The sequence below is a fragment of the Rhodobacter sp. NSM genome (assembly GCF_052244495.1).
Taxonomy (GTDB): Bacteria; Pseudomonadota; Alphaproteobacteria; order Rhodobacterales; family Rhodobacteraceae; genus Cereibacter_A.
Genome location: NZ_JBQPXH010000014.1, coordinates 1 through 18,217, shown reverse-complemented (window position 1 = coordinate 18,217; position 18,217 = coordinate 1). Strand labels below are relative to the sequence as shown.

At 69.0% G+C, this 18,217-nt stretch carries 16 protein-coding genes and 1 pseudogene; 12 read left to right on the top strand and 5 right to left on the bottom strand.

Translation table 11 applies throughout. The features are described from left to right. Nucleotides 1-81 precede the first annotated feature (81 nt). The 3 genes from ACTVZP_RS18655 to ACTVZP_RS18645 form a co-directional block, all read right to left on the bottom strand. Nucleotides 82-558, bottom strand: a complete 477-nt coding sequence (locus ACTVZP_RS18655; RefSeq protein ID WP_443213677.1) for a cytochrome b — start codon at nucleotides 556-558, stop codon at nucleotides 82-84. A 439-nt stretch (nucleotides 559-997) separates the two neighbouring features. After that, nucleotides 998-1,222, bottom strand: a complete 225-nt coding sequence (locus ACTVZP_RS18650; protein WP_443213676.1) for a DUF1150 family protein — start codon at nucleotides 1,220-1,222, stop codon at nucleotides 998-1,000. Further along, nucleotides 1,219-1,686: an Hsp20 family protein gene (locus tag ACTVZP_RS18645; RefSeq protein ID WP_443213675.1), complete on the bottom strand. Its 468-nt coding sequence runs from the start codon at nucleotides 1,684-1,686 to the stop codon at nucleotides 1,219-1,221. The genes ACTVZP_RS18650 and ACTVZP_RS18645 overlap by 4 nt, the downstream gene beginning before the upstream one ends. A 381-nt stretch (nucleotides 1,687-2,067) precedes the next feature. Between ACTVZP_RS18645 and ACTVZP_RS18640 the strand changes: the two genes are divergently transcribed. The 6 genes from ACTVZP_RS18640 (at nucleotide 2,068) to ACTVZP_RS18615 (ending at nucleotide 9,560) form a co-directional block, all read left to right on the top strand. Next, nucleotides 2,068-2,286, top strand: a complete 219-nt coding sequence (locus ACTVZP_RS18640) for a YdcH family protein (protein ID WP_443213674.1) — start codon at nucleotides 2,068-2,070, stop codon at nucleotides 2,284-2,286. Nucleotides 2,287-2,559: 273 nt separating this feature from the next. Beyond that, nucleotides 2,560-3,045, top strand: coding sequence for a 5-(carboxyamino)imidazole ribonucleotide mutase (purE, locus tag ACTVZP_RS18635; protein WP_443213673.1), 486 nt, complete (start codon nucleotides 2,560-2,562; stop codon nucleotides 3,043-3,045). Beyond that, a complete protein-coding gene (locus ACTVZP_RS18630; RefSeq protein WP_443213672.1) occupies nucleotides 3,038-4,120 on the top strand; it encodes a 5-(carboxyamino)imidazole ribonucleotide synthase in 1,083 nt (360 codons plus the stop codon). Before purE ends, ACTVZP_RS18630 begins: the two co-directional genes overlap by 8 nt. Beyond that, the gene (locus tag ACTVZP_RS18625) at nucleotides 4,117-5,490 is read left to right on the top strand and encodes an aspartate aminotransferase family protein (RefSeq protein ID WP_443213671.1); all 1,374 of its coding nucleotides are present in this window, start codon (nucleotides 4,117-4,119) and stop codon (nucleotides 5,488-5,490) included. Before ACTVZP_RS18630 ends, ACTVZP_RS18625 begins: the two co-directional genes overlap by 4 nt. Before the next feature lie 8 nt (nucleotides 5,491-5,498). Then, entirely contained in the window at nucleotides 5,499-6,893 is a 1,395-nt protein-coding gene (locus tag ACTVZP_RS18620; RefSeq protein WP_443213670.1) for a glutamine synthetase family protein, read from the top strand. Nucleotides 6,894-6,986: 93 nt separating this feature from the next. After that, the gene (locus ACTVZP_RS18615; protein ID WP_443213669.1) at nucleotides 6,987-9,560 is read left to right on the top strand and encodes an ATP-binding protein; all 2,574 of its coding nucleotides are present in this window, start codon (nucleotides 6,987-6,989) and stop codon (nucleotides 9,558-9,560) included. Between the two features lie 2 nt (nucleotides 9,561-9,562). Here ACTVZP_RS18615 and ACTVZP_RS18610 read toward each other — a convergent pair whose 3' ends face one another. Continuing rightward, nucleotides 9,563-10,258, bottom strand: a complete 696-nt coding sequence (locus tag ACTVZP_RS18610) for a sirohydrochlorin chelatase (protein WP_443213668.1) — start codon at nucleotides 10,256-10,258, stop codon at nucleotides 9,563-9,565. Between the two features lie 488 nt (nucleotides 10,259-10,746). Here ACTVZP_RS18610 and ACTVZP_RS18605 point away from each other — a divergent pair, with 488 nt between their 5' ends. From ACTVZP_RS18605 to ACTVZP_RS18580, 6 genes are all read left to right on the top strand, one after another. Continuing rightward, on the top strand, nucleotides 10,747-12,099 hold the full coding sequence (locus ACTVZP_RS18605; protein WP_443213667.1) for a BLUF domain-containing protein: 1,353 nt from the start codon (nucleotides 10,747-10,749) through the stop codon (nucleotides 12,097-12,099). 117 nt (nucleotides 12,100-12,216) lie between these two features. After that, on the top strand, nucleotides 12,217-13,401 hold the full coding sequence (locus tag ACTVZP_RS18600; RefSeq protein ID WP_443213666.1) for an AI-2E family transporter: 1,185 nt from the start codon (nucleotides 12,217-12,219) through the stop codon (nucleotides 13,399-13,401). 141 nt (nucleotides 13,402-13,542) lie between these two features. After that, on the top strand, nucleotides 13,543-14,526 hold the full coding sequence (locus tag ACTVZP_RS18595) for an LLM class flavin-dependent oxidoreductase (RefSeq protein WP_443213665.1): 984 nt from the start codon (nucleotides 13,543-13,545) through the stop codon (nucleotides 14,524-14,526). Nucleotides 14,527-14,695: 169 nt separating this feature from the next. Beyond that, on the top strand, nucleotides 14,696-15,382 hold the full coding sequence (locus ACTVZP_RS18590) for a fumarylacetoacetate hydrolase family protein (protein WP_443213664.1): 687 nt from the start codon (nucleotides 14,696-14,698) through the stop codon (nucleotides 15,380-15,382). A 106-nt stretch (nucleotides 15,383-15,488) separates the two neighbouring features. Next, the gene (locus ACTVZP_RS18585; protein WP_443213663.1) at nucleotides 15,489-17,024 is read left to right on the top strand and encodes an acyl--CoA ligase; all 1,536 of its coding nucleotides are present in this window, start codon (nucleotides 15,489-15,491) and stop codon (nucleotides 17,022-17,024) included. Next, a complete protein-coding gene (locus ACTVZP_RS18580) occupies nucleotides 17,021-17,995 on the top strand; it encodes a 2-dehydropantoate 2-reductase (RefSeq protein ID WP_443213662.1) in 975 nt (324 codons plus the stop codon). The genes ACTVZP_RS18585 and ACTVZP_RS18580 overlap by 4 nt, the downstream gene beginning before the upstream one ends. A 47-nt stretch (nucleotides 17,996-18,042) precedes the next feature. Here the strand turns inward: ACTVZP_RS18580 and ACTVZP_RS18575 are convergent. Then, nucleotides 18,043-18,217: pseudogene (locus tag ACTVZP_RS18575) on the bottom strand (NADP-dependent isocitrate dehydrogenase); the annotation flags it as partial.

Here is an 18,217-nt window from a genome sequence, read left to right as displayed (position 1 = left end):
AGGGGCGCCTGCTGGCGCCCCTTTTCCTTTTCCGAATAAGGCTTGGCGCCGCGGCGACACCCCATCGCGCAGAGCGAAGCTTCAGCGCGCCCGCATCATCCGCAGAAGCAGCCGGTCCTTCAGGACATATTGATGGAAGAGTGCCGAGAGCGCGTGCAGCACGGCGAGCAGCATGATCGCATTCGCGCCGATCACATGCGGCCCCGCGGCCCAGCCCTGCCCGCCGCCCCATGCCGTCATGCCGAGGACAGGCACCAGCACCGTGAGCAGGTAGAGCAGACCCTGCAGACCTGCCGCCACCTTGTCGCCGGGCGTCGGACCCTTCTCGGGAGCGCCCGAGATGAAGCGCGCGCCGATCCGGACCAGCGTCAGCACCAGCACGAGGATGCCGACGATCACGTGGAGGTAGTGTCCCACGCCGGCGGGCTCGGCGCCTTCGCGCACCGCATCGAAGGCGCGCTCCATCGTCTCGCCGAAAAGGTAGTTGAAGAGAACGAGCCCCGCGACCGCCCAGTGAAGGGAGATCTGAAGCTTGGTATATCCCGGGTCTTGCGTCATCGCCTCACCTGACTTTGCCTGGCACAGCGGAGCCGGAGGCGCCGTCGCCTCCTTCGTCCGAAGCCTGAAGGCTGCCACAGGACGATCCGAACGGAAGAGGCCTTGATGTCGCGGAAGGCGAAGCGGGCGGCGGAGCGCCTGCACGATTGCGGTGCACGGGACGCATGCACGACGCAGGGGCGGACGATCGTGGCGGTTCAAATGCGGCAGCGTCCGCCGTTCAGGAATGGACCGGATCCGTCACGGCACCGATCCCGCATCCCTGTTCATGCAAACCCGAACCTGCCCGCCTCACCCGCAGCAAGGAAGCGTCGAGGTCACACCGCCACGCAGAGAACCCCCGCGGCGGATGAGGCAAAAGCCCGACCGCAAAGAGGCAGCCGACGGAGAAACCTGCTGCCACCCACCTGGACTGACGCGGCCCCTGCGCCGCGTGCCATCAGTGCACGTTGACCGGCGCGAGGTCGTTCTGGCGGGCCAGAATGAAAGCGAGATGCCGGTCGCGCACCAGCGCGAGCCGTTCGCCATCGGCATCGTGGAGCGCGTAGACATGGTCGAGACCCCGAGCCATCGACTGCACGTCCTCGGGCAGTTCTGCGACGGAGACCGGACGGACATAGACCAGCCGGCCGTTGCCCTCGGGAAAGTCGAATGGCGTGTTCATTGCTCGGCTCCTTCCTCCAGTGCACGTCTGCCGCCGATCGGAATGGTCTGGACCACCGGTTGCGGCACCTGCCGCCGGAGATCGATGTGCAGAAGTCCATGTTCCATGTTCGCCCCGGCCACCTCGACCCCATCCGCCAGCACGAAGCTGCGCTGGAAGGCGCGCGAGGCGATGCCGCGGTGCAGGAACACGCGCTCGGCCGGCTCCTCGCCCTGACGTCCGCGCACGACCAGTTGCCGGTCCTCGACGGTGATGGCGATGTCATCCTCGCGGAAGCCGGCGACGGCCAGCGTGATGCGGTAGGCATTCTCGGCCACGGCCTCGATGTTGAAGGGCGGGTAGCCCTCGCTCGCCGTCTTCGCCGTGCGCTCCACCAGCCGCTCGAGCTGTTCGAAGCCGAGAAGGAACGGGTGGCCTCCGAAAGTCAGTTTCGTCATTCCGTCATGTCCTTGCAGAAGCGACATTATCGCGCGGAACCCCTGCGGGCATCCCACTGTCGGAATATGGGCGGGTGGCAAGGGTGTTGCAAGGGCGCACCGGTCGGCGAGCGCCCCTGCCCCGCGCCGATCCTCGCCGGCTGCCGCCATCGCCGGAATTTGCACATCCGATGCCGGCGAGGCCGCAAGCCGTCGCAGGAAGGGTGGCGTGCCGGTTGCCTTCACACCGCCTTTCGCAGGCCGGGAAGCCTCTGCTTCGCCCGGCTCAGGCATGACAGGGAGGAATGATGCGCATCCAGCGCGCCTGTCACGCAGGATTCTTCCCGCAGGCGCCCACGATCTGTATTATCAATCCACGGCGACTCATCCAAAACGCAACGGGCGAACTATCCCGACAGGTCAAGATTCATGAATGCGTCCCCCGAACTGAGCTTCGAAGACATGCTGCGCATCCGGCTGGAGGTGCTCCGGCGCGAGCACCGGGATCTGGACGAAGCGATCACCGCGCTTGAGGCCGGTGGCCGCGGCGACCAGCTGACCCTGAGGCGGCTGAAGAAGCAGAAGCTGGCCCTCAAGGACCAGATCGTGAAGATCGAGGACCAGCTCATCCCCGACATCATCGCCTGACGGCGCCGGGCCGGAGGGCAGCGACCGCGGGACGACACTGCCGGCCGCAAACGGGGCGCGGCACCCGCCGCAGCACAAGACCTTGGCGCCACCTGCGGAGGCTCGGCGAACGGATTTGCCGGTGTCGAAGCCCTGCCGGCCCGTGCGAGGGGAAGAGGCAAGCACCGGCCGCACGACCCGGCGCTCCGCAGGCGAGGAGTGCGCAGCCGCCGCTTGCCCCTCCTTTGCCGCTGGCTATAGTGCGCGCTTCAAGGCAGAGCGGGGATGTCGCAAATGGCGGTTGACGTTGGGATCATCATGGGCAGCCAATCGGACTGGGCCACGATGAAGGAGGCGGCGGCCATTCTGGACGAGCTGGGGATCGGCTACGAGACGAAGATCGTCTCGGCGCACCGTACGCCCGACCGCCTCTGGGACTACGGCAAGACCGCCGTCGGCCGCGGTCTCAAGGTCATCATCGCGGGCGCGGGCGGGGCTGCCCACCTGCCGGGAATGATGGCGTCGAAGACCCGCGTGCCGGTGATCGGCGTGCCCGTCCAGACCAAGGCGCTTTCCGGGGTCGACAGCCTCTATTCCATCGTCCAGATGCCCAAGGGCTTCCCGGTCGCCACCATGGCCATCGGCAGCGCCGGGGCCGCGAATGCCGGGCTGATGGCCGCGGGCATCCTCGCCGTCTCCGATCCCGCACTCGGCCAGAGGCTCGACGCCTGGCGCGAAGCCCTCTCCGCCTCCATCCCCGAGGAACCCTCCGATGTCTGACCGCCTGCACCCCGGATCCACCATCGGCATCCTCGGCGGCGGGCAGCTCGGACGGATGCTCTCGGTCGCGGCCTCGCGGCTGGGCTTCCGAACCCATATCTTCGAGCCGGGCGCCAACCCACCCGCCGCTGACGTGGCCCATGCGGTGACGACCGCGCCCTACGAGGACGAGGAGGCGCTCCGCGCCTTCGCCGCCTCCGTCGACGTCATCACCTACGAGTTCGAGAACATCCCCACCTCGGCGCTCGACCTTCTCGAGGCGCTGAAGCCGATCCATCCGAACCGCCGCGCCCTCGCCATCAGTCAGGACCGGCTGGAGGAGAAGGGCTTTCTCACCTCGCTCGGCCTCGCCGTGGCCCCCTACCGGCCGGTCTCCACCCGCGAGGACCTCGATGCCGCGATCCACGGCATCGGCACGCCCGCGATCCTGAAGACCACGCGGCTCGGTTACGACGGCAAGGGGCAGGCCCGGATCATGGAGCCAGACGACGCGGCCGAGGCCCTCGCCGCCATGGCGGGCCAGCCTGCCGTGCTGGAAGGCTTCGTGCGCTTCAACCACGAGGTCTCGGTGATCGCGGCCCGCGGGCGGGACGGCTCGGTCGCGGTCTACGAGCCGGGCGAGAACGTCCACCTCTCGGGCATCCTGCACACCACGACGGTGCCCGCGCGGCTCACGCCCTCGCAGCGCACCGATGCGGTGCTGCTGGCGGGCCGCATCCTCAATGCGCTCGATTACGTGGGCGTCATGGGCGTCGAACTCTTCGTCACGCCCGAGGCGCTCCTCGTGAACGAAATCGCGCCGCGTGTGCACAATTCGGGTCACTGGACACAGAACGGCTGCACGGTGGACCAGTTCGAGCAGCACATCCGCGCCGTGGCCGGCTGGCCGCTGGGCGACGGCTCTCGCTTTGCCGATGTCGAGATGGAGAACCTGATCGGGCATGACGTGGCCCGCATCCCGGCCCTTTCGCTCGAGAAGCACACGGCGATCCACCTCTACGGCAAGGCCGAGGCCCGCCCGGGCCGCAAGATGGGCCATGTGAACCGCGTCCTGCGCCCGGTGGACGGGGCATGATCGAGGCCGTGACCCGGACGGCCGGCGTGCTCGACGGGCGGATCGCGGCCTTCCTCGCGCGGGAGGCGGATGCCTTCAAGCGCGCAAATCCCCGCTCGCGCGCAGCCCTTCAGAGCGGCGCGGCCGCCTGGCTCGGCGGCGTGCCGATGCACTGGATGAAGGACTGGCCCTCGCCCTTTCCTCTCGTGGCAGCGAAGGCGAGGGACGCGCGGCTGACCGATCTCGACGGGCACGACCTCGACGACTTCTGCCTTGGCGACACCGGGTCGATGTTCGGCCATTCGCCGGCGCCGGTCGCGAGGGCGATCCGGCGGCAGGCGCGGCAGGGGCTGACCTACATGCTGCCGACAAAGGCCGCCTTCGAGGCGGCGCGCCTGCTCTGCCGCACGTTCGGCGACTTCCGCTGGCAGGTGGCGATGACGGCGACCGACGCCAACCGCTTCGCGCTCCGCGTGGCGCGGGCGGTGACGGGCCGGCCGAAGGTGCTGGTCTTCAACGGCTGCTATCACGGAACGGTCGATGAGACGATGGTGCGGCTCGACGGAGGTCGCACCGTGCCGCGGCCGGGGCTGGTGGGACCGGGAGCGGATCCAGCAGCGCAGGCCGTCGCCGTCGAGTTCAACGACATTTCCGGCGTCGAGGCCGCGCTTGCCTCCGGCGAGATTGCGGCGATCCTGACCGAGCCCGTGATGACCAATTCCTGCATGGTCCTGCCGGAGGCCGGGTTCCACGACGCCTTGCGCACCCTCTCGCGGCGCCATGGGACGCTGCTGATCCTCGACGAGACGCACACGCTGTCCTCCGGACATGGCGGATACGGGCGGGTCCACAGCCTCTCTCCCGACATCCTCGTGGTCGGCAAATGCGTGGCGGGCGGCATGCCCGCGGCCGTGTGGGGCCTGACGGAAGAGGTGGCGGATCGCTTCGCCGCCTGTGACGCCACCCGGCCCGAGGGCCACAGCGGCATGGGCACGACGCTGTCGGCGAACCCGATGCAGTTCGCCTGCCTTTGCGCGACGCTCTCCGAGGTCATGACGCCTGAGGCCTACGCCCGGATGGAGAAGGGTGCGGACCGGCTCGCGACCGGCCTTGCCGCCACGATTTCCCGGGTCGAGGCGCCCTGGCATGTCGTCCGCGTCGGTGCACGGGTCGAGGTCATTTGCGCGCCCGGCCCACTCCGCAATGGGGCCGAGGCCGCCGAAGCCCATCATCCCCGCCTCGAGGGTGCTCTGCATCTGGGCCTTCTGAACCGGGGAGCCCTGATCGCGCCTTTCCACAACATGATGCTGGTGAGCCCCGCCACGAGGCGGCGCCAGATCGACCGCCTGAACGCCGCCTTCGATTCAATCCTGACCGAGCTCTTCGCGTGACCGTAACGATGACCGACATTCCCAGCCCCTCCGGCTCCACCCTCGCCGAGGCCGAGGCCTTCCTCAGCCAGCACCCCGGGATCGAGGCCTTCGATATCATCCTGCACGACGCCAACGGCATCGGCCGCGGCAAGATCATCCGCCGGCACGAGCTGCTGTCGCTCTACAAGGGCGGGCGGCACCTGCCGATCTCGATCCTCGGCCTCGACATCTGCGGCGAGGACGTGCACGAGACCGGCCTGATCTGGGACCAGGGAGACGGCGACCTGCGTGCCTGGCCCGTTCCGGGCACGCTGGTGCCGCTGCATGGCACTACCCCGCCGCGCGGCGAGGTCTTCATGTGCATGTATGACCTCGAAGGCCGCCCCATGAGCTCGGATCCGCGCCACGCGCTGGCACGGCAGGTCGAGGCGCTGGGATCCCTCGGCCTCTTCCCCACCGCCGCCTTCGAACTCGAGTTCTTCCTGCTCGCCAACGATCGCGGACCGGACGGCCGGGTGCAGCCCGCGGCCGACGTGCTCGACGGGCGCCGGAGCGCGAAGACGGAAGTCTATTCGGTCGACCACCTGCACGGGATGATGCCGCTCTTCTCCGACATCTACGCCGGCGCCGAGAAGGCGGGCATCCGGGCCGAAACGGTCATCTCGGAATATGCCCCCGGCCAGTACGAACTCACGCTGCACTACCGGACGGACATCCTGCAGGCTGCCGACGACCTGATGCGGCTGAAGCGGATCGTGCGCGCGCAGGCGCGGCGGCACGGCGTCACCGCCTGCTTCATGGCGAAGCCGGTCGAAAGCTACGCCGGCTCGGGGATGCATCTCCATGTCTCGCTCTGCGACCGCGAGGGGCGCAACATCTTCGTCGAGGAGACCGAGGGCCAGTGGTCGCGCCCGATCCTCCACGCGCTCGGCGGCCTGCGCGAGACGATGGGCGAGTCGATGCTGGTCTTTGCGCCGCACGCCAATTCCTGGCGGCGCTTCGCGAGCCAGAGCTACGCGCCGGTCTCGCCGAGCTGGGGGGTGAACAACCGTTCGGTGGCGCTGCGCATCCCGGCGGGTGACATTCGCGCCCGGCGGATCGAGCACCGCCCGGCGGGGGTGGACGCCAATCCCTATCTCGTGGCGGCGACAGTCCTTGCCGGTATCCGCCGCGGGCTTGAACAGCAGATCGACCCGGGCCCCGAGACCACGGGCAACGGCTACGAGGGTGCGGACGACACCCAGCCAATCCCGACCTGCTGGCGCAGCGCGATCGCGGCGGCCGAGCATTCGGCCTTCCTGCGCGAGGCGCTGGGGCCCGACATGCACCGGACCTTCACCGCGATCAAGGCCGCCGAATACGCCCGCGTGGCCCGCACGATCCCGGACGTGGACTACGACCTCTACCTTCACTCGGTCTGAGCCGGTCTCTGCCTCCGCGCCCGCGTCCTCATGGGCGCCGCGGAGCACCGGCGCATGCTGGATCGGCGGAGCGGCCTGATCTAGGGTGGATGCATGGCTGCGCGACACGACTCCGATCTTCGGCGGGCGGCTCCCGCCCCGACGCTGTGGCAAAGGCTGCGCCTCCCTGCCGCGGTTTTCGTCGTCCTCGCCGGGGCCACCGCGATCATCGCCCTCGCCTTCGATGCGCGCCAACGCTTCGAGCGGCTGGACCAGATCGTGACCGACTCGGTCGAGACGGAACTGGCCGACCTCGACATGGACGTTTCTCGCCTGGCCCTTGCGCTCGAGGACGGCCGCGAGGAAAACCTCCGCACGCTGCGCGAGATGCTCGGCCAGTACCGGGTGGACCTCGGCGAACTCGATGGGGCCCTGGCACATGCGGACTTCCTCTGGGAGCCGAGCTATGCCGACGACATCGCGCTGCTGCACCGGTTCGCTCAGGAAACGACGGGCCTTCCCACGGCACCCGACGCGACCGTTCGGGCGGCCATCCCCAGCCTGACCGAGGCCCTGCCCGAGATACAGAGGGTGATGGCACGGCTCTTCGACCGGGCGCGCCGCGACCGCGAGGACCGCAACACCGAGAATCGCGAAGTCATTGCCGACTCGATCCTGCGGCTCGTCTCGCTGACGATCGCCCTCGTTCTGATGCTCTCGGCCGGATCGCTGCAGCTCCTCCGGCTTTACCTGCGATCGCGCGAACAGGCGGATGCGGCCAGACGCGCGAGTGCCCGGCTAGAGGCGATCTTCCGCATCTCGGGGGATGCCATCCTCGTCACGAACTGGAGCGGGCGCGTGATCGACTGCAACCGCGCGGCGCTTGCCATCTTCGGTCACCAGCGCGACCGGCTGTGTGGCGCCGACGCGATGGAACTGCTCTTCCCTGCCGAGTTGCAGGGGCGCCAGCGGATGAAGGTGGTCGACTCGCTCCAGGCCTCGGACCCGCGGATCGACGGGCCGCTCCGGCTCGAACTCGAGGCGGTCCATGCCGATGGCACGCGCTTTCCGGTGGAGGTCTCGCTGGCCGCCGCGCGTGTGGATGGCGGCGACATCATCGTGGCACTGATGCGGGACATCTCGGCTCGCCGCCGCGCCGAGCGCGAACTGACCGAGGCGCGCGACAGGGCCCTCGCGGGCGAGCAGGCGAAGGCCGACTTCCTCGCGGTGATGACCCACGAGATGCGCACACCGCTGAACGGACTCGCGGGATCCATCGAGCTTCTCGCCCAGACGGGGCTCGACACGCGGCAGCGCGAACTTGTCTCGGTTCTGCGCGCCTCGGCCGAGATCCTGCTCGATCACGTCAACTCCGTGCTCGACATCGCCCGTTCCGAGGCGAGGCCCTCCGACTCGGAGATGGTCGACTTCGATCTCGAGCGGCTGGTCGAGGAGAGCATCGCCAACCAGTCGGGCTTCGCGGCAGTCGTCGGCAACCGGATCGACCTGCGCCAGTTGACCGGCCCCATCGGCCTCGTGAACGGAGAGCCGGCGCGGGTGCGTCAGGTGCTGCTCAACCTGTTGAACAACGCGATCAAGTTCACCCGGAACGGCCGGATCGTGGTCGAGACGGAACTGCGCGACGAGACGATCCTGATCCGTGTGCTCGACACGGGGCTGGGCATTGCGCCCGAGAACCAGGAGAGGATCTTCGACGACTTCGTCACCCTTGATGCGAGCTACGAGCGGCGGTCGGGGGGAACAGGCCTTGGCCTCGGGATCGCGCGCCGCCTCGCGCGGATCATGGGCGGCGACATCACGGTCGAAAGCACCGTGGGCCGCGGCAGCCGGTTCACGCTCCGCCTGCCGCTGCAGCGGGCGCGCGGCGTCGATCCGCGCCCAGCCGAAGCGCCGGAAGGCCCGCTCTCCGTCCTGCTGATCGAGGACAACGACATCAACCGGTTCATCGCGCAGAACTTCCTCGAGAGCGCGGGGCACCGCGTGGCGACCGCCCGCAGCGGGATCGAGGGGCTGACCGCCGCGCAGGCCCGGCATTTCGATGTGATCCTGACGGACATCAGCATGCCGGGCCTCGACGGGCTGCAGGTGGCGCGCCGTATCCGCGATGGAGGCGGGCCAAGCGCGGCCTCGCGCATCCTTGCCGTGACGGCGCATTCCCTGGCCGCCGCGCCCGAGGCGCTCAGGCTGGCGGGAATAGACGACTGCCTGGAGAAGCCGGTGGGGCGGGACGCGCTGCTCCGCCTGCTGCGCCGCCCGGCCGAAGCCGCTCTTCCGCCGCCGCCCGAAGCACTCGATACGGGGCGCCTCCGCGACCTCGAGGGGCAGATCGGCACGGCAGCGCTTGCGGCGTTGATCCGGCAGATGATCCAGGACGGCGAAGCCATCCTCGCCCGCCTTCAGGCGCTCGGGCCCGAACCCGCGCCCGAGGAAGCGCGCCGTCTGGTCCACCAGATGGCCGGTGCCGTCTCGACCTTCGGCACCGGCCCGCTTCACCGGGGCCTCCGCCAGTTGCAGGAGTCGCTGCGCAGCGGCGCCTCGGCCGCGGCCCACCTTGAGGCGCTGCCCCGTCTCTGGACCCGCATGCGTTCCGCTCTGGAAGAGGCGCTGCAGGGGCTTCCGCAGGAGACCGAGGCTCCGCGCCTGACCAGGAGCGGATCACCCGCCTGAGATCACGCCGAGAGACGGGTGATCGCGCGCGCGATCAGCGCCGGCACACGGGGATCGAGACCGACCGGCTCGAGCACCCGGCCCCGGAACCGCGCCTCTGACAGGGCGTCGGGGAGGTCGCCCGCCACATGACCGCCCCGCGCGGCGAAGAAGGGCAGACACAAGGCGTCCGGCATTCCGGCCGCCACCTCGACGATCCTCGGCTCCTGCTCGATGAAGGCGGCCTCGCACGGGATCCCGGTCTCGCTGGCGAGCCGAAGGGCCATCCGGCGCGCCACGTCCGAGGGCGCCTTGCTGCGGAAGGAGCCGTGGGCCGCCAGAAGGATCGCGGGCGCCGGGGTCTCGGCCAGCGCCTCGCGCGCAAGGGCCACCGTCAGGTCCTCCACCGCCGGATCGGTGCCGAACGGATCCGCAATGCGCCAGTCGCCGCCGCCCGCACTGGCCAGCTGCCGGGGCAGGTTCGTCAGGGTGAACCAGCCGCCCGCCATGAAGAGCGGATAGACGATGCCCGGCGCGCCGGCCGCGGACACCTCGCGCGCGAGAGCGCCGGCCTCGGCCAGCGTCGCCGACCTGACGCGCCAGCCCGGAAGCTGCAGTGCCACGGCCGCGGCCAGAGCCTCGATCTCGGCCGCCGCCGGGCGGGGATCCGAGGGCTGTCCATGCGCAACGATCAGCGCCGTCGTTCCGCCTTGCTCCATCCTGATCCTCCTGTCGGTCACCGACGCGATTGGGACAAGATTCGCCCCGATCCGCAAGCCGCAGCCGTCGTGGAATTCTCACGAATGCGCCAGGCGGCAGTCGCTGCCGCAAGGACGCGAGACCCGCCGCGCAAAAAGATGATCTCAGGTATATGTTGACGCACCCCCCCGCCCGATCCTTGACTCGCGATGGGCCGGAACCGATGCTTGTCGCCATCGTGCGAGTATGGCGGAAGCGGGTGGGATGGTCGTTCAGCGACGGTCGGACATTCTCCTTCGCCCTTGAGATCAGGGATCGGCCGGAACGGCCGCTGACGGATCGCCGACGAGGGACGCCGGCGCCGGATGCTTCGGAGGACGGTGTCCTCCGCGGCAAGGGAACGCTCGGGGAGCAGCAGGACAGGAACCGGAAGACGAATTGACGCAGGTCGTGGCCTGCGTCGTCGGCACGCTTGTTTCCGTTTCTGCACGGCATTAAGGGGCGAGGGATGGCAAAGAAACTCGAGGTGAACGTCGCGATGGCGGACTCGGATCTGATTTCTTGCTGTTACCGCAGCGAGGCCTCTCCAAGACTGGCGCTGAGCGACATCCTCGACATCGTCGAGATTTCCCGCGCGCGCAACGCCCGGATGCAGGTCACCGGCGTCCTCTTCTTCGCTGACAATCATTTTCTTCAATGGCTCGAGGGGCCTGCCGCGGCCGTGTCCGAGATCATGGGACACATCCTGCGTGATGCGCGCCACTCGGCCATCGAAATCCTCGCCGAGGAAGCCATATCCGAGCGGCGCTTCGCCGGCTGGCACATGCAGCTGTCCTGCTCGGAAAGCGACGTCCGCTGCCTCACCTCCGGCGACAGCGGGCAGATCGTCACCGTAGGGCGCAGCCTGCTGCCCGATGACGCCAACATCTTCTCCTTCGACAGGATCGCAGCCGTGCGCCGTTTCCTCTCCGATGTCTGTGCCGCCCGCAGCGCCGATTCCGACAGCGACGGGGGCGCCGAAACCGCGGCCATCTATACGCTGCCCGACGCCCGGGGACGGAAATCGGCCCGCGCCGAGGCGGTCAGGCGCCTCTGCGACCTGCTGCTGACGGACCCGCTCGGGCAGATCGCCGAGATCGAGTCGCTGCTGCGTGCCCATGCTCCGACGGCCTTGGACTTCGCGCGCATGTACGAGACCTGCGCCGATCGCATGATGCGCGATCTCGCCGAGGATCGCACCTCGCGCCCGGTTGTCGCCCTCGCCTGCCTCGCCCTGCAGATGGTGCTCCGCCGTATCCACCACATGCCCGACCCGCAGAACGGCGTCGGCGCCGTGACCGTGACGGCCGTCCCCGGCCAGAAGCCGATCCTCGAGGCGGCGCTGGCCGGAGAGATGCTTAGGGCGGCGGGCTGGTCCACCTCGGTCTTCCACCCCGCGACGGTGGAGGAACTGGCGGAACGCCTGAAGACGACACGGACCGCGACGCTCGTGGTGGCGCCCAGCCTGCTCGACGGGGCGGAGCACGACGTCGAGACCCTGCGCTTCATCGCGGAGCTGCGCGCCCGCAAGGACCTTCCCGCACAGAGGATCGTTGTCGGCGGCCGCCTGGCACAGCTGGCGCCTTCGCTGATCGAGGAAGCGGGCGCGGACGCAGGGTTCCATCATCTGTCCCAGCTTCCCGGCTCGGTCGCGCATGTTGCCTGCCCGAACAACGCCGAATGCTGCTCGATGCGGGCCTGCCGGATGCCCTCGACCTACTGCTGCGAGAAGCGCATCAATCCGGATTTCCTGCTTGCGAATGTCATGCCGAGCGTGATGACCCGGTTGTCCGCCCGCCAGGAGCGTCGACGCACGGCCTGAGGCAACTGTTTTTTTCGACTTGTGGTCGCCTCCGCGGGTGCATCTTGCCGATCTTTGCTTAAATAGGGTCGTGGCGGCATGCCTGCCGCCGCGATGGGAGGCAGAGCCGGCACCACGATGAACGAGACGAGATCCGAAGGGCTGGGCGACCCCCGTCAGTTGTCCAAGCGTGCGCGCAGGCCCCTCATCACCGACATATCCGCCGCAAGATGGCTTCTTCTGCTGATCCTCGCGGCGTCGGTCTATTTCTTCCATGGCTTCCTCGTTCCGGTGCTCGCGGCGCTGATCATCGCCTTCGCCAGCTGGCCGGTGATGCTCAAGCTCGAACAGTCGCTGCCGATCAGCCGCGGCGTGGCCGGCGCCCTTCTGGTCGTCATGATCGTGGGCTTTCTCGTGATCCCCGTCATGATGGCGCTGCTCTACGCCTTCCGCGAGTTGCAGGCCTGGATCGGCTGGGCGATCAACACCAACAGCACCGGCGCGCCCCCGCCGGTATGGCTCGAAAGCCTGCCCCATGTGGGCCCCTGGATCGGCGAGAAGTGGCGCACCTACATCGGCGAGCCCGGCGCCATCAGCGAGATGGTCCAGCTCGTGTCGGGCGCCAATATCGGCACCATTTCGCGTGGGATCCTGACAGCCGGGACATTGGCCTTCCACCTCGCGCTCACGCTGCTCTTCATGCTGATCGCGCTTTTCGTCTTCTATCGCGACGGCGAGCGGATCGCTGCGCAGGTGGATCGCGTGGGCAGCCGCATCCTGCCCGACCGCTGGGACAGGATCTCTCGCGTCGTCCCCGCCACGATCAGTTCGACCGTCACCGGCATGACGCTGATCGCCATGGGCGAGGGGGTCGTGCTCGGCACCGCCTATTGGATCGCCGGCATGCCTTCGCCGGTGACGCTGGGCGTCATCACCGGCTTCATGGCGCTGGTGCCGGGCGGAGCGCCCTTCTGCGTCGTGGTGGCCTCGTCCTACCTCGCTGCCAGCGGTTCTCCCTGGGCAGGGCTCGGCCTCTTCCTCTGGGGAACGCTCGAACTCTTCATCGTCGACAAGACGATTCGCCCTGTGCTCGTCGGCGGGCCGGTGAAGCTGCCGTTCCTGCCCACCTTCTTCGGTCTCGTGGGCGGCATCGAGACGATGGGAATCGTCGGCCTCTTCGTCGGCCCGGTGCTGATGGCGCTTCTCGTCGCGATGTGGCGCGAGTGGCAGCGCGAGATCGACATCGCCGAAGCCGAGGAAGCGAACCATCTGCCCGAGCCCCTGCCCTCTCCCATCCGGCCCCTGCGGTCCGAGCCGGGCTGAGCGGCGGGACACCTCGCGCCGGAACCGGACGCCATTCATCTGCCGTGAGGGAAGATTGATTACCGGGATCAGTCCCCGGGTGCGGCTGGGTCTGGCGGGTCGGCGCTTGAGCCCCATATTCGGCTGAGCAAAGGACGATCCATGACTCCCTTTTCTCTTCTCGACCTCGCGCCGGTTTCCGAAGGCGCGACCACGGCGGACGCCCTCCACCAGACCGTGAGCCTCGCCCGTCACGCCGAGGCCCTCGGCTACCGCCGCTACTGGCTTGCGGAACATCATGCCATGCCGGGAATCGCCTCGGCGGCGACCGCCGTGCTGGTCGGGCATGTTGCGGCGCATACCTCGCGCATCCGCGTGGGCTCGGGCGGGATCATGCTGCCGAACCACTCGCCCCTCATGGTGGCCGAGGAGTTCGGCACCCTGGCCACGCTTCATCCGGACAGGATAGATCTCGGTCTTGGCCGGGCGCCCGGCACCGACGGTCGGACGGCTCAGGCCCTGAGGCGGAACCTCGACGTGACCGACAACTTCCCGGCCGACGTCATGGAGCTTCTGCGTTACCTCGGCGAACCGCAGCCCGACGCGATTCAGGCCGTGCCGGGGCAAGGGACGCGCGTGCCGGTCTGGATCCTCGGCTCGAGCCTCTATGGGGCGCAGCTTGCGGCCCATCTCGGGCTGCCCTACGCCTTTGCCTCCCATTTTGCGCCACCCGCGCTCGACGCCGCCCTCGCGGCTTATCGCGAGACCTTCCGCCCGTCGGATGATCTCGACCGCCCGCACGCGATGGTCGCCGTCAACGTTTTCGCCGCCGGGGACGATGCAGAAGGCCGCCGCCTTCGAACCTCGGCGCAGCTTGCCTTCGCCAACCTCCGTAGCGGTCGGCCCGGCAAGCTGCCATGCCCGGTCGAGGACATCTCGGCTCACGTCGAGCCCGCCATGCTGCGTGTGGTCGATCAGGCGCTTGCGGTCTCGGCGACCGGCGGACCCGAAACGGTGCGGCGCGAACTCTCGGCGATCATCGCCCGCCATCGCCCCGACGAGGTAATCCTTACCGGGCAGATCCACGACCCCGCCGCGCGGCGCCGGTCCTTCGAGATCGCCGCAGAGGTCATGGCAGACCTCTGACCGCTTCCCGATCTGCCCGGGCAGGTGCTCCCGACGCGCGGCAGGAGTTCCCGCACCCGCAAGTGGTGACGTGCCGGCCGCCGTGCGCCCTCCGGCCGGTCCCGTCCCCCCGGGGCTGGCCGAGGGCACCATTGTCTGCAATCAAGGTCCGAACAGCCAAGGAGATGCAATGCCTGCCCATGTCTTTGCCCCGCCCGCCATCCCCGCACTGCCCGTCGCGGGAAGCGACCTGCTCTTCCCGGTGCGGCGCGTCTACTGCATCGGACGCAACTACGCGGCACATGCGGTCGAGATGGGCGGCGATCCGGACCGCGAGCCGCCCTTCTTCTTCCAGAAGAACCCGGACAACCTCGATCCCTCCGGCCTCTTCCCCTATCCTCCGGACAGCGAGGACGTGCATCACGAGGTCGAACTCGCCGTCATGCTGGGATCCGGCGGCACCGACATTCCCGCCGGGGAAGCACTCGACCATGTCTGGGGCTACGCGATCGCGCTCGACATGACGCGGCGCGACCGGCAGGCCGAGGCGAAGAAGGCCGGCCGACCCTGGGAGATCGGCAAGGCGTTCGAGCGGTCTGCGCCGGTCGGCCCCGTGCATCCGGCGGCGGGGATCGGCCACCCCGCCTCCGGGCGCATCGCCGTCACGGTGGGCGGCGTGACGAGGCAGGAGGGCGATCTCAACCAGATGATCTGGAAGGTGCCCGAGATGATCGCCACCCTCTCGCGCCACTTCGCCCTCGCCGCTGGCGATGTCATCCTGACGGGCACGCCGGCCGGTGTGGGTGCCGTGGTCCGGGGCGACGTGATGGAGGCCAGCATCGACGGTCTCGGCACGCTGCGCGTCGAAGTGGCCTGAGTTCGCTGCCCTGCAGCGAGGATGCTCCCTTGACCGCGCCGCCAATGCGGCGCGACATGGGGACGAGAGGGCGATCCAAGCCCCGCGACTGTCGAAGGAACAGCCCATGACCGCCACCCTGTCGGACCTCTTTGCCTTCCACCGCAACGACGGACTCGCCGTCGGCGCCCCCGACCGGCCCTGGCTGACCTATGCGGGGCTGCGCGACCTCGTCGGGCACACCGTCAACGCGCTCCATGCCGCGGGCATCGGCCGGGGCGACCGGGTCGCCATCGTGCTGCCGAACGGGCCCGAGATGGCCACGGCCTTCGTCGCCATCGCGCAGGGCGCCGTGACGGCACCGCTCAATCCCGCCTACCGGCTGGAGGAGTTCGAGTTCTACCTCTCGGATCTGGGAGCGAAAGCCATCGTCCTCGCCGAGGGCTATGACGGGCCGGCGCTCGCAGCGGCCAACCATCTCGGTCTCGCGGTGCTGCGCCTCGGCCACGACGCAAGCGATCCGGCCGGAAGCTTCACGCTGCGCGCCGAAAGCGTCGCGGCGGGCGAGCCCGATCGCAGCACCTCGCGCCCGCGCGACGTGGCACTGATCCTCCACACCTCGGGCACGACCTCGCGTCCGAAGATCGTGCCGCTCCTGCATGGCAACCTCTCGGCCTCGGCGCATCATATCGCTACGTCACTGGCGCTCTCGCCGCATGATCGCTGCCTGAACATGATGCCGCTCTTCCACATCCACGGGCTCGTCGCGGCGGTTTCGGCCAGCTTCGCGGCAGGCGCCTCCGTCTGGTGCGCCCCGGGTTTCGATGCGCTGAAGTTCTTCGGCTGGATGGAGACTGCCCGCCCCACCTGGTACACGGCCGTCCCGACCATGCACCAGGCGATCCTTGCACGGGCACCCCGCAACGCCGAGGTGATCGGCCGCGTGCCGCTGCGGTTCATCCGCTCGTCCTCGGCCTCGCTGCCCGCGCAGGTGATGGAGGCGCTCTCGTCCACCTTCAATGCGCCGGTGATCGAGGCCTACGGCATGACCGAGGCGGCGCACCAGATGACCTCGAACCCGCTGCCGCCCCGCAGCCAGAAGCCGGGCTCGGTCGGCCTCGCGGCCGGGCCGCAGGTCCGGATCGCGGACGAGAGCGCAGATCGGCTGATCGAGGGGACCGGAGAGGTGGTGATCTCGGGTCCGAACGTCACCCCCGGCTACGAGGCCAATGAGGCTGCCAATGCCAGGAGTTTCTTCGAGGCCGAGGGGCAGCGCTGGTTCCGCACCGGCGATCAGGGATGCTTCGACGCCGAGGGCTATCTCACCATCACCGGCCGGCTCAAGGAGATCATCAACCGCGGCGGCGAGAAGATCTCGCCCCTCGAGGTGGATGGCGTGCTGATGGATCATCCGGCGGTGCAGCAGGTGGTGACCTTCGCGCTGCCCCATCCGAAACTCGGCGAGGAGGTGGCGGCGGCCGTGGTCCTGCGAGAGGGGATGACCGCGGACGAGGCCGCGATCCGTGCCTTCTGCGCCAGCCGCCTGGCCGACTTCAAGGTGCCGCGGCGCGTGGTGCTGCTCGACGAGATCCCCAAGGGCGCGACGGGCAAGCTGCAGCGGATCGGTCTGGCAGAGAAGCTCGGCCTCGTGAGCCCTGCATGAGGATCTGCATCTTCGGTGCAGGTGCGATCGGCGGCTACATGGGCGCGAAGCTCGCTGCTGCGGGGGCCGATGTCTCGCTGGTGGCGCGGGGACCGCACCTCGCGGCGATGCAGGCCAGGGGCCTCACGCTGATCGAAGACGGCGAGGAGCGCACGGTTCCGGTGCGCGCTTCGGCCGATCCGGCCGATCTCGGCGCGCAGGACTACGTCATCCTGACGCTCAAGGCCCATTCGGTGCCCGCCGTTGTGCCTCAGGTCACGACGCTCCTGGGCCAGGCCAGCACGCTGGTCTCCGGGGTGAACGGCTTGCCCTGGTGGTATTTCCATCGCCACGGCGGCCCGCTGGAGGGCCAGCGGCTGGAAAGCGTCGATCCGGGTGGCGTGCAGTGGGACGGGTTCGGACCCGACCGGGTGCTCGGATGCGTCGTCTACCCGGCGGCCGAGGTGGTCGAGCCCGGCGTGATCCGCCATCTCGAGGGCAACCGCTTCTCTCTGGGCGAGCCTTCGGGGGAAAAATCCGATCGTGCGCTTCGGCTTTCGGAGGCGCTGACCGAGGCGGGGCTGAAGGCCCCCGTGCGGCCGCGGCTGCGGGACGAGATCTGGGTGAAGCTCTGGGGCAACCTCTCCTTCAATCCGATCTCGGCCCTGACGGGGGCGACGCTGGACCGGCTCTGCACGGATCCGGGAACGCGCGCCGTCGCGCGGGCGATGATGCTCGAGGCGCAGGCGATTGCCGAGCGCCTGGGCGTGAAGTTCCCGATCGATGTGGAGCGCAGGATCGATGGAGGCGCGGCGGTAGGCGCGCACCGAACGTCGATGCTGCAGGATCTGGAGGCCGGCCGCCCGATGGAGATCGAGGCGCTGGTCGGGTCCGTCGCGGAGCTGGGCAGGATCCTGGACCTGCCCACCCCCACGGTCGATACGGTGCTGGCTCTGGTGCGCCTGCGCGCGAAGGTGGCGGGCCTGGCCTGAGATCCTCGGCGGCAAGTAAGTCCGGGGGCTGAGGCCCCCGGCTCTGGTCAGGCGCCCAGCGCGCGGTCGAGGTATTCGTCGACCTTCTCGAGATAGCCCATCGTCGTCAGCCATTTCTGGTCCGGGCCGACGAGCAGCGCCAGGTCCTTCGTCATGAAGCCGTCCTCGACCGTCTGCACCGTCACCCGCTCGAGCGTCTCGGCGAAGCGGGCGAGCTCGGCG

What these genes read in the sequence shown, in the direction of transcription:
- ACTVZP_RS18615 (WP_443213669.1), top strand. Translation starts at nt 6,987, where the DNA reads ATGGCTGCGCGACACGACTCCGATCTTCGGCGGGCGGCTCCCGCCCCG.
- ACTVZP_RS18585 (WP_443213663.1), top strand. Translation starts at nt 15,489, where the DNA reads ATGACCGCCACCCTGTCGGACCTCTTTGCCTTCCACCGCAACGACGGA.
- ACTVZP_RS18650 (WP_443213676.1), bottom strand. Translation starts at nt 1,222, where the DNA reads ATGAACACGCCATTCGACTTTCCCGAGGGCAACGGCCGGCTGGTCTAT.
- ACTVZP_RS18625 (WP_443213671.1), top strand. Translation starts at nt 4,117, where the DNA reads ATGATCGAGGCCGTGACCCGGACGGCCGGCGTGCTCGACGGGCGGATC.
- ACTVZP_RS18605 (WP_443213667.1), top strand. Translation starts at nt 10,747, where the DNA reads ATGGCAAAGAAACTCGAGGTGAACGTCGCGATGGCGGACTCGGATCTG.
- ACTVZP_RS18600 (WP_443213666.1), top strand. Translation starts at nt 12,217, where the DNA reads ATGAACGAGACGAGATCCGAAGGGCTGGGCGACCCCCGTCAGTTGTCC.
- ACTVZP_RS18630 (WP_443213672.1), top strand. Translation starts at nt 3,038, where the DNA reads ATGTCTGACCGCCTGCACCCCGGATCCACCATCGGCATCCTCGGCGGC.
- ACTVZP_RS18580 (WP_443213662.1), top strand. Translation starts at nt 17,021, where the DNA reads ATGAGGATCTGCATCTTCGGTGCAGGTGCGATCGGCGGCTACATGGGC.
- ACTVZP_RS18590 (WP_443213664.1), top strand. Translation starts at nt 14,696, where the DNA reads ATGCCTGCCCATGTCTTTGCCCCGCCCGCCATCCCCGCACTGCCCGTC.
- ACTVZP_RS18620 (WP_443213670.1), top strand. Translation starts at nt 5,499, where the DNA reads ATGACCGACATTCCCAGCCCCTCCGGCTCCACCCTCGCCGAGGCCGAG.
- ACTVZP_RS18645 (WP_443213675.1), bottom strand. Translation starts at nt 1,686, where the DNA reads ATGTCGCTTCTGCAAGGACATGACGGAATGACGAAACTGACTTTCGGA.
- ACTVZP_RS18595 (WP_443213665.1), top strand. Translation starts at nt 13,543, where the DNA reads ATGACTCCCTTTTCTCTTCTCGACCTCGCGCCGGTTTCCGAAGGCGCG.
- purE (WP_443213673.1), top strand. Translation starts at nt 2,560, where the DNA reads ATGGCGGTTGACGTTGGGATCATCATGGGCAGCCAATCGGACTGGGCC.
- ACTVZP_RS18655 (WP_443213677.1), bottom strand. Translation starts at nt 558, where the DNA reads ATGACGCAAGACCCGGGATATACCAAGCTTCAGATCTCCCTTCACTGG.
- ACTVZP_RS18610 (WP_443213668.1), bottom strand. Translation starts at nt 10,258, where the DNA reads ATGGAGCAAGGCGGAACGACGGCGCTGATCGTTGCGCATGGACAGCCC.
- ACTVZP_RS18640 (WP_443213674.1), top strand. Translation starts at nt 2,068, where the DNA reads ATGAATGCGTCCCCCGAACTGAGCTTCGAAGACATGCTGCGCATCCGG.